The organism is Mesorhizobium sp. M7A.F.Ca.US.011.01.1.1 (genome assembly GCF_003998295.1).
Classification (GTDB): Bacteria; Pseudomonadota; Alphaproteobacteria; order Rhizobiales; family Rhizobiaceae; genus Mesorhizobium.
Genome location: NZ_RZRT01000062.1, coordinates 17628 through 30095, shown reverse-complemented (window position 1 = coordinate 30095; position 12468 = coordinate 17628). Strand labels below are relative to the sequence as shown.

The following is a 12468-nucleotide window of genomic DNA, read 5'->3' as shown; positions in this document are numbered from 1 at the left end:
TGCCAAGCGAACAGTCGAAACCGTCTGTGACGCCATCGGCCAAATCCTCGGCACCGTCACGTCAACCGAATGCCGAAATTACTTCACAGAGGCAGGCTATGCCCAACCTAAATTCATCCCGCTCTAGTCAACGGCACTTGCCGAAACAGCGCTTCGGCGAGATCGCCGAAATCGCCCGGCGAGCCAGGGCGTGCGGGGTGCAAGTCGCCCATAGCGGTTCGTTGTTCGGCCTGATTTTCGATCTTTTTGCATCGAATCTGAAACGACGCGCGGCCCTGGTCGCGCAGCAGATAAGAGGTGCCGGCTTCAAGGATGTCGAGGTCCATCTGGTCAATGCGGAGGGCTGGACATGGTGACCTTCGACGTGGACTATTTCAGGGACCTTGAAACCCCGCGCCTTGCGCGCCTGGCGCCAAATCTCGTGGCCGCGGCGTTTCCGCTAATGAAGCTGATGCCGGCCCGCTACATTCTGGATCGCGCAGCGTCGGATGGCGAACTGAAGGCAGGCGCCCACATTGTCGAGACGACGTCGGGCACGTTCGGCATGGCGGTCGCGCTGCTGGCGGCGGCGCGTGACTATCGCCTTACGCTCGTCACCGCTTCAACGCTGATCGACGCCAAATACAAAGCCCGCCTGGAGCGCATCGGCGCCACAGTCATCGCCCTTGACGATCCGCGCGGCGACGGCAATCAGCCTGGCCGGCTGGAGCGCCTCCAGGAAATCCTGGCCAACGAGCCGGACGGCTTCTGGACCCGCCAATACGACAGTCCGGGCAACTGGCTTGCCTACGCGCGGCTGGCCGAACTTGTCATCCGGGCAATGGGCAGGATTGACTGCCTGGTCGGCTGCGTCGGTACGGGCGGCTCGCTATGCGGCACCGCGTCCTTTTTGCGAACGGTCTTTCCGCATCTGACGGTGTTTGCCGTCGATACCCATCGCAGCATCTTGTTCGGACAGCCCGTCGGCAAACGCATGCTGCGGGGCCTGGGCAACAGCGTACTTCCTAAAAATGTCAGGCATGAGCTTGTCGACGAGATCCATTGGGTTGGCGCCTATCCGGCCTATAGGACCGCGCATCGTTTGCTGCGCGAGCACGGCCTCTTCATGGGGCCGACCAGCGGCGCCGCCGCGTTGGTGGCGCAATGGGTTTCAGCGACCCTTCCGGATGCGCAAGTGGCGGTCATCATGCCTGACGAAGGCCATCGCCATGCCGAGACTGTCTACAATGATGACTGGCTTGCCGCTCTGCCTGGCTGGCCCTGCAAGGAACTGTCCGAGCCGAGGACTCTGACCACCATCGCACCGGCCGCAGAAACGCAATGGACGCGCTTTCTTTGGCTGCGTCGCAGCCTTGACGATGTGCTGAAAACGCAGGCAGCAAGCGAAGTGCCGCCGGCTGTTGGCGCCCCGGAAAATCTATGAAGCGAGATCCAGCCCGTTTTTGTCGAGCCAGCGCCATGCATCGTCCGTCGTCTGGAAGATCTGATCGTGTTCGTTCGAAGCGGCGGACCGATCGAGGTCCTTGAGACCGCTGGCTGTCACGACGGCCACGACACGGTCTGTGGCTGCGATGACACCTTGGTTCTTCAACGTCGATATCGCCATCAGCGGCGTGACAGACGCCAATTCGGCAAAGATTCCTTCCTCCCGAGCAAGGCGTTCCTGCATCGCGATCAGGCCGTGATTGCTGACGGGGACGGCGTGCCCGCCGGATTCGCGCAGAGCCTTCAGGGCCTGAAAGGTGCTGCGCGGCGTGCCGATCGATACGGCAAGGCTGTCGAAGAGCATTTTGCGTTCACTCAACGCATCGGCGCCGCTGGCCAGAGCGGCCGCCAGGGACCCATGCACCTCCGCCGCGACGAGACGAGGCAGGCGCGTGATCGAGCCTTGCGCGAACAGCTCGCAAAAGCCAGCCCACACACCGGACAGGGCATCGCCGTAGCAGACCGGCAGGACGCACCAGTCTGGCGCCGTGCCATCTGATTGCTCGACGATCTCATAGGCGATCGTCTTGTAGCCCTCGATGCCGAGTGGATGGCTGCCGACGACCGGACCGTGATAGGGTGAGGCGATGAACCAGTCGTAGCGGGCAGCCGCCTGTTCAAGCAGCGACCATCGGTCCATTTTGCTGACCAAGGGCAGGACCGTCGCCCCATATTTTCGGATCTGCGCCAGCATCGCGCCGGCTGATCCCGCGAAAGTGGTGACGACGCATTTGAGCCCGGCTCGGGCAGCGTAGGCCGCCAGCGAAGCGCCGGCGTTTCCCGATGAGGCGGTCGCGACGATCTTCGCGCCGCGCGCGCGCGCCACGCTGACCGCGATCGTCGAGAAGCGGTCCTTGTGCGACCACGTCGGGTTTCGGCCTTCGTCTTTGATTGCGAGGTCCGGCACGCCGAGAAACGCCCCGATGCGGGGCGCGGCAAGCAAAGGTGTCAGCCCCTCGCCGAGGCTCACGGCCTCCGCTTCTGTGCAAGGCAGCACATGCGCAAAACGCCACAGCGAGCGCGAACTGGTGCCGCCGTGAAGGGGATGGAGGTGCGGGGCGGCATAGACCGGACGAAGATTTGCCGGCGCGGTGTCGTGGCAGCGCGCGCATCCCTGGGAGTCGATTGTCACATCGGCAGGGTAGGAAGCGCCGCACCGGATGCAGAGGAACTCCAGGACCCGACTTGCGTCGCCTGAGCGATGCGCGTCGGACATGTCGTGCGCGAGGTCGCGAAACGGCCGGCTCACCATGGCTATTCCTTATCCAGGAAACGATGAATTCTCTTGTTGTTTCAACAGCCCGAAGCACGGCTGTCAATGCGGAATGTGCACTATAGTGTGTCGCACCATAGTGCGCGCCATAGCATCCGTTGTTTGATGAAACTTCGCGGCGTTTTTGGCCTGAACGTGCAGCGGCTTCGGAGAGAGCGAAAACTCTCTCAGGAGCAGTTGTCTTTCGTTTCGGGCCGCACGCGCGCCTATATCAGCAGCGTCGAGGCCGGGCGTCGCAACGCCACGCTGGATACAGTCGAAATTTTGGCCAAGGCGTTGGATGTCGAGCCGCAAGAGTTGGTTTCGGCAAGCCCGGCAAGTAAGCGCGCTATTCGAGTGGCGAAGCCCGCGGCTTCAAAGTCGAACGATTGAAGCCAAACTTCCTCGATGTAGTACTGGCAGGATTTGCACTTATCTCGTCTTTGTGACGCGGGGTTGACTCCTTTAGTGTACATTCTATGCGTGCCCCATTGAAGGCGGTGTCTAGACAGCCATAGGTTGTTCCGCGGGGTAGGGCCTGACTGTGGTTGAGGTCTTCCAATGGAGAACGAAACTGTTGTCGATCTTTTTGCGGCGATCACGAGGATCGATACTGCGCGCTCGGCCGATGCAATCCTTCAGGAGTTCCGCTTAGCCATGGAGCGCTATGGCTTGCGCAATTTTCTGATCACCGGACTGCCTGTGCCGCACGGTACGGACTGGCAGCGTGAAATTCTTGCTGATGGCTGGTCTCCTGAATGGCATCGTCGCTACGTCACCGAGGACTATTTTTTGCACGATCCTTGTGTCGCCCAGTGTCGGCACTCGCCTGAGCCTTTCCCATGGGGCGAGCTGCCGGCCGCAAGGCTGGTTCCACGCGCGAAGCTGGTCATGGACGAGGCGGCCGAGTTCGGGATGAAAGAAGGCATCTGCGTCCCAATTCATGTCCCATTGGCCGGGCCAGGCGTCGTCACGATGGCGAGTGACCGGATGGACGTTCCGCCAAGCGCCATGCCCCTTATCGAGACGCTTTGCGTGCATACCTTTCGCAGCCTCTCAGGGTTGGGAACACCGAGCGATGGCGATGAGCCCACGCCCTTGACGGCACGCGAGCGCGAACTCCTGGAGTGGAGCGCGCAAGGCAAATCCACCGATGACATCGCTTGTATCCTCGGTGTTACCCGCAACACGGTTGAAAGCCATCAGCGCAACATTCGAGCAAAGCTCGACGCGATCAATGTCGCGCACGCCATCGTCAAGGCGCTGCGACGGCAGGAAATCCAGATTTAGCAATACCTGAATACCGTCATACGTACGGCAAGTCCGTTTTCCTACGACCCTCCGCCTGGAGGCGTAATGGTTCGTATACATCTGGTCGATTGGGACAACAGGAAGCACTACAGGAAAGTTCTGGAGCGCTACTTTCGCATTCGGTACGAGATTTACGTCAAGCAGCGGCGTTGGCGCGCCGTCGCACGGCCCATCAATATCGAGATCGACGCCTTCGACAACGAGCATACGCTTTATGTTCTGGCGCTTGACACCAACGGCAAGATCGTAGGCGGCTCTCGTCTCGTGCCGACGCTGGAGCCGCATCTCATGAGCGAAGTGTTCCCGGGTCTCGCCGACGGCAGGCCTCCGCGCGCGGCTGAAATCTTCGAGTGGACGCGTTTCTTCGTCGTTCCATCGCTTCGCACGCAGGGCGCCTCGTCGCCGGTCGCCGGCTTTGTTCTCTGCGGCCTGCTTGAGACCGCGCAAAGTCTGGGGATTCGACAGATCAGCGTGGTGTGCGAGACATTCTGGCCAAAACGGCTGCGCGCGCTTGGCTGGACGCTGACCGAGCTAGGCGACGTTCTCGAACATCCCGACGGCGACATCATCGCGCTGCTGATCGACGTCACGCCCGAGGCTGTTGAACAGACGCGCCGCGCTTACGGCATCAGCGGCGTCATACTTGCGGACAAGATCTAGGCTCGAAGCCAGGCACTTGCGGACAGCCCGCGAGGCGTCGATCATCAGGGTATATTGTCATCGCGCCCATTTGCGCGGTAGTCAGCCTTATGATGTGTCGAACCCTATTGATGGACTCATGAAGCCGCTGGTCCTGATCTCCTCGAAAGACCCGGATTTTTTCCTGGTTTTCGGGCACATACTGTCGGTAGCTGGCTTCGAAATACGGCTGATCACGGGAGACCGGGAAATCGCAGGCGCCATCGAGGCTTCAGCCCCACTTGCCGTGATCATGGACTGCCATCCAGGCGACCGTGCAGTGGTCAAACAGTGCACCTGGTTGAAGTCCAGCGCCGCAACCAAAGGGACTCCGGTCGTGAGCCTGGTTGCCCCGCGTTCGGGCAAGCTGCATCTCGACTTGATCAAGGCGGGCGTCGACGAGATATTTTCCCGGCCCTTCGCCCCCGAACAGCTTCTGGCCTGGCTGCATGGCAAAGCGGGCCGTGCCAAGCTATCGCGCGAAACGGACTCAGGTGAGTTGGTGCACGGCGATTTCCGGCTGGAGCGGCAGACTCACCGGACATTCTTCAGGCAAAAAGAAATCGTGATGCCACCGATCGAGTTCAAGCTTTTGCGCAGCCTTTTGGCGCAGCCCGGCAAGGTCTTCAGCCGCGAGGAGCTGGTCGCGACCGCGTGGCCTGAACATGCCGCCGCAACCGACGTGCGGGGCGTCGACGTTCATATAGCCAGACTGCGCAAAAGGCTTCGGGCGTCCGTGGGAAGCGATGTGATCCGGACGGTCCGCTCGGCTGGCTACGCGTTCGCGCCGGAGTGGTGACCTGCTCGGCGATTCCGGCATCTGGCGCGCTTGCGCACCCGATTGCCGGCAGGCAGGATCCACACACGCATCGGCTCTCAATGGCTCAGGATGGTATCCAGGAACAGCCGGGCGCGTGGGTGAGCGCCTGCTGAGAAAAAGTCTTCGGACGAGGCATGCTCGACGATGCGGCCTTCGTCCATAAAAACGATCTCATCCGCGACTTCGCGTGCGAAACCCATTTCATGGGTCACGCAGACCATGGTCGTGCCGCTTCCCGCCAGCGCGATCATGACGTCCAGGACTTCCTTGATCATTTCCGGGTCGAGCGCCGAGGTGGGTTCGTCGAACAGCATGATGCGGGGATTGAGGCAAAGCGCGCGCGCGATCGCCACGCGTTGTTGCTGGCCGCCCGAGAGCTGGGCCGGGTAGGCCTGCGCCTTTTCGGGGATGTGCACCGCTGTCAGATGCTGCATGGCGATCTCTTCGGCCTCCCGTGCCGGTTTCAGGAGAACCCGGCGCAGCGCCAGCGTGCAGTTGGCGAGCACGGTGAGGTGCGGGAACAGGTTGAAGCTCTGAAACACCATGCCTGTCTGCCGGCGCGCCTTCGCGGTATCGCGGCCATCTTTGTCCAGCGTTGCCGCTTCGAACTGAATCGTTCCCTTCTGGAATGGCTCGAGACCGTTGATGCAGCGGATCAAGGTCGACTTGCCGGAGCCGGACGGCCCGCAAACGACGATGCGCGCGCCCGCTCGGACCGAAAGATCGATGCTTTTTAAAACGTGCAGGGCGCCGAACCATTTGTTGAGGCCGTCGATCCGGACATGAGGGATAGATTGAACGGCGGAGACTGGAAGCGGGGCTTGAGCGAGCATCAGCGACGCCCGGATGCAAGCAGGCGCTGCTCGATGCGCTTTACGCCATAAGCAACGATCAGCGCCAAGGCGAGAAACAGAATGCCAGCGACGGTGAGCGGCTCTGCATATCGATAAGTCTCGGAAGCAATATCGAAGGCGCGTCCGAGCATTTCGGGCACCGCCAGGATTGCGAGATAGGGCGTCGCTTTGAGGATCGAAACAAGATAGTTGCCCAACGGTGCGGCGACGTTGCGCAACATCTGCGGAGCGATGACGAAAACGACCGTGTCGCGGCGGGTAAGCGACAAGGCTCTCGCCGCTTCCTGCTGGCCTTTCGGGATCGCGTCGATGCCCGCTTTGAACACCTCCGCCAGATAGCCGCTGTAGTACAGGCTCAGCCCCAGTATGCCGACCGTCATGGCGCCAAGCCGGATCCCATAGAAAGGCATGACGAAATACAGGAAATAGAGCCAGGCTAGAACCGGCGTCGAGCGGATGAAGTCGATCAGGAAGCGGACGGCGAGGCCAGTCGCACCGCCTCCGCGGCGGATCATTTCGAAAGCGAAGCCAAGCGCCGAAGCGCCGAAGCAACTCAACGCCGTTGCGAGCAGGGTTGTTCCAATCGCCCCGACGATCGTCGGGACGGTCGATAGCGCGAAATCGAAGTTAAATCCCACGCGGCGTTCCTCTTTCAGGATTGATCCGCGCCTCGAGCCAGCGGCCGGCAAGTGCGATCGGATAACAGACGACGAAGAAGGCCAGCAGCAGCGCCGAATAGATCGCGACGGGGTCGTAGTCGGTCTGCGCGATTTCCTTGGCGCGGAAGGTCATGTCCGTCAGCGTGACCAACGAGACCAGGGAAGTCGCCTTGACGAGCTGGATAAGGTTGTTGACGAAGGTCGGGCTCATCGCGACCAGCGCCTGCGGCAGCTCGATCAGGAGCAGGATCGCTGGGCGCGAGAGGCCGAGCGCCATGCCCGCCTCGCGTTGGCCAGCGGGCAGAGACTGCAACCCGGCGCGAACCGCCTGGCTGGCATAGCCGCCGGTGTTGAGGCCGAGCACCAATGCACTCACGGTGAGCGCCGACAGAGTGACCCCCATCACCGGCAGAACGTAATAAAAGAAGAAGAGCAGGACGACGACCGCTGAACTGCGCCAGAATTCGATCACGGCGGTAACCAGAATGCGCGTCATGCCGGTGGTCAGAAACTGCGCGACGCCGAAGACGAGCGCGAAGGGGACTGCAAAGACCAGGCCATAGGCCGTGACCTCTGCGGTGATACCCAGCCCTTGCAGAATGCCCAGCCAGATCTCGATCATGCGCATGGGGTGCCACCACTCTTCGTCGAGTCGGGCGGCGACGATGTCAATATCGTTTCGGCGTGCCAGGGGAGGGCGGTTTTACGCCGAGAAATCGCGCTCTCCGGATCGGATCTCATGACATCCTCCGCGTCGTGGAAAGAACGATCGCCCGTAGGGGCAGGCCATCGGTGGTTCTCTCATAGACCCGGTCGGAGTCGTGTGTCAATATACATGTACACGATATTGCCAAAGTTTACATTATAGCGCGGCTGCCGTCGCCACGGCCATTGGCCGGTAATTGCACCCACGCTAGGATGACGGCTGAAACCCGTTGGATCGGACCGCTTCAGGGCTCTTTTGATCGTCCGCGATCGGGCGTTGTTTGACGCGTTCCCGCCGCAAACGGGGACAGGATGGCGATATCGCCCAATGATACCGAGGGACGGGCGCGCAGCTTGCGCATGCTGCGCACCGTGCTCGGACCCGCCACCTCCCGGCAGCGTCCGGAGCTTGCACGTGAGGTCAGGTCTTGACAGGAACTTGGGCTTTCCAGTTCCAGGGGATGAGTTCATCCAACCGATTGACCGGGTATCCATCGACCATGCGGCTGAGCACATCGCGCAGCCAGGCGTAGGGCTCGACGTCGTTAAGTTTGCAGGTGTCGTTCAGCGAACACAGCACCGCCCATCGATGGCCGCCGCCGTCGCTGCCGGCGAAGAGGGGGTTCTTGCGACCGAGACTGACCGGACGGATCGCGCGCTCGACAGGGTTGGTGTCGAGCTCGATGCGACCGTCGTGCAAGAAAGCGGGTCAGTCCGTCCCAGCGCGAAAGCGCGTAGCGAACCGCCATGGCGAGCGTGCTGCGTCCGCGGAAGCTGTGTTTCGAGCCAGACCCGCATGGCATCGACAATGGGTTTCGAGCGGCTGCGCCGAGACGCCAGCCGGTGCACCGGCGATTGACCGCGAACATCGGCTTCTACTGCATAGAGTTCGCCGATCCGTCGCAGGGCTTCCATCGCTATCGGCGCGTTGATGGCCTGCGACACATCAAAGAATTTGCGCCTAGTATGGGCCCAACAGGCAGCAAGTACTAGGTCTCCCTTGACGGTGAGCTGCTCGAAGCGGGCATAGCCGTCGACGTGCAGCACGCCCTTGAAGTGCTGAAGGTGCGATACCGGACGTTCGGCCTTGCGGTCCGGCGGAACAGATAGACCGCAGCCGGCGGTTCCGGTCCGCCCCATGGTCTCTGTTCACGGGCATAGACCCAAAGCCTGCCGGTCTTGGTGCGGCTGCGGCCAGGATCAAGCACCGGAACCGCTGTGTCGTCGGCAAAGAGATAGTTGGAGGCGAACACGCTTTTGGTAAGCCGCTCGTGCAGGGCTTCGAGCCACCAGCAGGCCCCGCCAACCCAGCCAGCGAGTGTCGAGCGCGGAAGATCGACACTGCTGCGGGCGAAGATCTGCGATTGTCGGTAGAGCGGGGTATGATCGCCATATTTGCTGACCAAAACCTGCGCCAGCAGCGCCGGCGTGGCCATGCCGCCGGCGATCAGCCGCTCCGGAGCCGGCACTTGCACAACCGTCTCGCAGGTCCGGCAAGCATATCTGGGTCGCGTCGTCCTGATCACGCGAAGCTGCGCTGGTACCCAATCCAGCATCTCGCTCACGCTTTTCGCCGATGCTATGCAGCGCGCCGCCGCAGCCCGTGCAGACTGTGCTGCCGACATCGAGCAGGACATTCTCGCGCGTTAGATGATCGGGCAGCGACTTGCGATGGGACGGCCGCTCGACCGACGGCTTGCCGACAATCGGGCGGCTCTCCTGGATGCGCGCGATATCGCCATCGAGGTCTTCCAGCGCGAGCGCGAGTTGGTCGGGATCGAGCTGCTCGGAGCTGCGGCCGAACTGCGCCCGCTGGAGCTTTTTGATGATCGACTGAACCGACGGGCGGCTCACAAATGCGAGCCTGGCAATCCGTGTGAATGTCAGCGCGGCAACGTGCCATCGCCGCACGCAGCGCCTGTTCGACGAAGGGCACATCGTGGGAGTGCGCGCTGAGATCGCACCAAGTTCCGTCGGACTCGGCGCGCTGGTCATTGTGGGCGTCGTCCTCGATCGTTCGACGGCTGAAAGCTTCGCTGCCTTCGAAGAGGCGGTACACATGCTCAAGGAGGTCTTGCACTGCAACCTCGTCGCCGGCGACTTTGACTACCTTCTGAAGATACGGGTCCGTGACATGGCGGATTTCAACAGACTTCATGGACACAAACTCATTGTCCTGCCGGGCGTTCGACAGACTCGAACCTTCTTCGTTATGAAGGAAGTCAAGGAGAACGCACGCCTTCCGTTCTAGCGGGTCAGGAGCCCCCGAATTTTGCTGAGACGATGGCCTAGACTGTCGGGATGGTGCCGCCATCGATTACGAACTCCGATCCGGTAATGCTGCCCGCACGGTCGGAGGCGAGGAATGCGATCAGGCTTGCCACTTCTTCCGGCTTCGACGGCCGACCGATCGGAATGCCGCCCAGCGACTCCATGATCATTCGCTTGCCGACTGTCGCATCGCCACCTTGTTCCGCTCCCAGCCGCTCTGCCAAATGGACAGCCGCCTCCGTTTCGATCCAGCCGGGAGAAACCCGAGCAACGCGCACTCCTTGCGGCGAAATCTCTTTGGACAGGCTCTTGCTGTAGGTTGAGAGGGCAGCCTTTGCCGCAGCGTAGGCCGTCGTCGCCCCGGGCAATGGCAGCGTCCGCTGGATTGAGGTCACATGAATGACGACCCCAGTGCCGCGTTCCACCATCTCGGGCACGAACTCCCGATCAAGCCGCACCGCAGGCATTAGATTCAGGTCGAGTTCTCTTGCCCATATGTTGTCACCAAGTACCTTGAAGCCTCCGGCCGGGGCTGACGACCCGCCGAGCATGTGAACGACGATATCCACACCTCCCATACGCTCTCGCACACCATCGGCGAGAGTCGTGCAGCCTTCGGGCGTCGTCAGGTCGGCGGCCACGAAAAAGGATTCGCTGAGGTCGCCAGGATTCTTGCGGGCGCTGGTCACAACCTGAGCGCCGAGTTCCTGGAACAGGGCGACTGTCGCCGCGCCGGCACCACGAGTGCCGGAGGTAATCAGTGCTCGCTTACCCGTCATTGTGAGGAACGGGATCATAGGGTAATCCCCAATTCTGCGATCTCTTCGCCGTCGACGACGAATGTGTACCTCAGGTCTACCGGGCTGCCGGGGAAGTCCCCGACAATATGGCTCGTCACAAGCGTCTGGCCGACTTCGGTTCCGACAGCGAACGGCTCGACCGTGTAATTATACTTCTTCGAGGCATGCGCTTTCCATCCGCGGATCGCATCCCGGCCCTTGTAGGTGTTGCCTTCATCCCTGACGACTGCCGTCTCGGTGAAACACCGGGATACCTCCTCAGCGCTCCTGCTCCGCTCAGCCAAAAAGTAGTTGGCAATGCCTTTAGGTAGCTCGATACTCATCTGTTCGTCTCCTCTGACTTATGCGCGTGCGGTAGGCCGACGCGTGTTCTATCCGCCAAACTTAAGGCTGGACTGGCGCGGCGATAATCGGGATAAACTGGGATGTGTTGATGCGAGAAACAGGATAATGCCACGCCACAGCTTGACTGATCTTGACGCGGTGCTCGCCATCGCACGCAAGGGTTCCTTCCGTTCGGCCGCGCTTGAACTAGGGCTGTCCACGACTGCCATAAGCAGTGTGATCGGCAAGCTGGAGCGACAACTCGGAATTCGCCTGTTCAACCGCACGACCCGTAGCGTCTCGCTCACAGACGCCGGCCGAAATTTTGTCGATCAGATTGGCCCCGCGGTAGATGACATCTATCAGGCAATGGACAACGCAAGGTCGCAACAGGAGACGCCGTCTGGCACACTTCGCATCAACGCCTTCGCGATGGCTGCGCGTGAAGTCCTGTCGCCGATCATCCTGCAATTCGTAGGTCGCTATCCGCAGGTGCATGTCGACTTGGTCACGGAAGGTCGCATCGTCGACATCGTTGCCGAAGGTTTCGACCTAGGGATACGAAGCGAAGACCTAGTCCCGAGCGACATGGTCGCGGTCCCGGTGGGGCCACCACAGCGGTACGCAGTGGTCGCGTCGCCCTCCTACTTCGCGAAGCAGGAAAGACCGCTTGTGCCGCCTGACCTCCTCCATCACCCATGCATTCGCATTCGGCTTCCCAATGGAGCGATCTTCCGTTGGAAGTTCGAGAAGGAAGGGCAGCCGATCCAGATCGATGTCAAAGGCCCCATCACCCTCGACGAGGCAGCGCTGACGCGAACAGCACTCCTGGAGGGGGTCGGCATCGGCTTCATCTGGGAGGCTGATGTGCGTGAAGACTTAGCTGCGGGGCGGCTCGAACGCGTCTTGCAGGATTGGACACCACCGCTGTCACGGTTGTGCCTGTACTATCCGGGCCGCCGAAATCCGTCAGCGGCGTTCAAGGCATTCATCGACATGGCCCGAGGTCGATCCACTGACAAACAGTATGCGGCTCGATCTTAGGCTTAGATTTCGACTTCCGCTGGACGATCCCATCCAGCGCGAACCATGTCCGTTATTGGGGTGTCGCAATCCCCGATCAAAAGGCCGGAATTGGGCGCATTCCCGCTCGACAGCTTTGGGGCCTGAAGCAGACCGGCAGCTTCCGACCGGAAAACATCGATTGCGGCATCAAGCTTAGCGTGGGCGTGGTGCTCCGGCGCTAGTACCGCAGTGGCGTAAGCCTTCTGGGTCGAGATCGTCGCAGATTACCATTAATCGCAATACG

12 protein-coding genes and 4 pseudogenes are annotated in these 12468 nt (G+C 61.2%); 8 read left to right on the top strand and 8 right to left on the bottom strand.

The window, feature by feature from the left end; all coding sequences use genetic code 11:
* Positions 1–356: pseudogene (locus EOA13_RS39065) on the top strand (hypothetical protein); the annotation flags it as partial.
* Positions 350–1423, top strand: coding sequence for a PLP-dependent cysteine synthase family protein (locus EOA13_RS31370; RefSeq protein ID WP_127297275.1), 1074 nt, complete (start codon positions 350–352; stop codon positions 1421–1423). The pseudogene EOA13_RS39065 and the gene EOA13_RS31370, both read left to right, overlap by 7 nt.
* On the opposite strand, the gene EOA13_RS31365 is transcribed toward EOA13_RS31370, so the two are convergent.
* Positions 1418–2737, bottom strand: a complete 1320-nt coding sequence (locus EOA13_RS31365; protein ID WP_245490536.1) for a threonine synthase — start codon at positions 2735–2737, stop codon at positions 1418–1420. The genes EOA13_RS31370 and EOA13_RS31365 overlap by 6 nt on opposite strands.
* A gap of 126 nt (positions 2738–2863) precedes the next feature.
* Between EOA13_RS31365 and EOA13_RS31360 the strand changes: the two genes are divergently transcribed.
* The 4 genes from EOA13_RS31360 (at position 2864) to EOA13_RS31345 (ending at position 5525) form a co-directional block, all read left to right on the top strand.
* Complete coding sequence (locus EOA13_RS31360; protein ID WP_127297274.1) at positions 2864–3130, top strand: helix-turn-helix transcriptional regulator; 267 nt, start codon at positions 2864–2866, stop codon at positions 3128–3130.
* Positions 3131–3298: 168 nt separating this feature from the next.
* Positions 3299–4027, top strand: a complete 729-nt coding sequence (locus EOA13_RS31355; RefSeq protein WP_127297273.1) for a LuxR family transcriptional regulator — start codon at positions 3299–3301, stop codon at positions 4025–4027.
* 66 nt (positions 4028–4093) lie between these two features.
* Entirely contained in the window at positions 4094–4708 is a 615-nt protein-coding gene (locus tag EOA13_RS31350) for an acyl-homoserine-lactone synthase (RefSeq protein WP_127297272.1), read from the top strand.
* 118 nt (positions 4709–4826) lie between these two features.
* Positions 4827–5525 (top strand): response regulator transcription factor, encoded by a 699-nt coding sequence (locus EOA13_RS31345; protein WP_127297271.1) that lies wholly within the window; start codon positions 4827–4829, stop codon positions 5523–5525.
* Positions 5526–5602: 77 nt separating this feature from the next.
* On the opposite strand, the gene EOA13_RS31340 is transcribed toward EOA13_RS31345, so the two are convergent.
* The 5 genes and pseudogenes from EOA13_RS31340 to EOA13_RS39050 form a co-directional block, all read right to left on the bottom strand.
* On the bottom strand, positions 5603–6379 hold the full coding sequence (locus EOA13_RS31340; RefSeq protein WP_127297270.1) for an amino acid ABC transporter ATP-binding protein: 777 nt from the start codon (positions 6377–6379) through the stop codon (positions 5603–5605).
* Complete coding sequence (gene ehuD / locus EOA13_RS31335) at positions 6379–7038, bottom strand: ectoine/hydroxyectoine ABC transporter permease subunit EhuD (protein ID WP_127297269.1); 660 nt, start codon at positions 7036–7038, stop codon at positions 6379–6381. Before ehuD ends, EOA13_RS31340 begins: the two co-directional genes overlap by 1 nt.
* Positions 7028–7687 (bottom strand): amino acid ABC transporter permease, encoded by a 660-nt coding sequence (locus EOA13_RS31330; protein WP_127297268.1) that lies wholly within the window; start codon positions 7685–7687, stop codon positions 7028–7030. The genes ehuD and EOA13_RS31330 overlap by 11 nt, the downstream gene beginning before the upstream one ends.
* 498 nt (positions 7688–8185) lie before the next feature.
* A pseudogene (locus EOA13_RS39055) lies at positions 8186–9313 on the bottom strand (transposase domain-containing protein).
* A gap of 143 nt (positions 9314–9456) precedes the next feature.
* Positions 9457–9702, bottom strand: a pseudogene (locus EOA13_RS39050) (transposase); the annotation flags it as partial.
* Between EOA13_RS39050 and EOA13_RS31320 the strand changes: the two are divergent.
* Positions 9602–10015, top strand: a pseudogene (locus EOA13_RS31320) (Lrp/AsnC ligand binding domain-containing protein); the annotation flags it as partial. The pseudogenes EOA13_RS39050 and EOA13_RS31320 sit on opposite strands and share 101 nt — an antisense overlap.
* A gap of 37 nt (positions 10016–10052) precedes the next feature.
* Here the strand turns inward: EOA13_RS31320 and EOA13_RS31315 are convergent.
* Positions 10053–10832, bottom strand: a complete 780-nt coding sequence (locus EOA13_RS31315) for an SDR family oxidoreductase (protein ID WP_127297266.1) — start codon at positions 10830–10832, stop codon at positions 10053–10055.
* The gene (locus tag EOA13_RS31310) at positions 10829–11158 is read right to left on the bottom strand and encodes a nuclear transport factor 2 family protein (RefSeq protein WP_127297265.1); all 330 of its coding nucleotides are present in this window, start codon (positions 11156–11158) and stop codon (positions 10829–10831) included. The genes EOA13_RS31315 and EOA13_RS31310 overlap by 4 nt, the downstream gene beginning before the upstream one ends.
* Before the next feature lie 127 nt (positions 11159–11285).
* Here EOA13_RS31310 and EOA13_RS31305 point away from each other — a divergent pair, with 127 nt between their 5' ends.
* Entirely contained in the window at positions 11286–12203 is a 918-nt protein-coding gene (locus EOA13_RS31305; protein ID WP_127297264.1) for a LysR family transcriptional regulator, read from the top strand.
* The last annotated feature ends 265 nt before the right edge of the window (positions 12204–12468 follow it).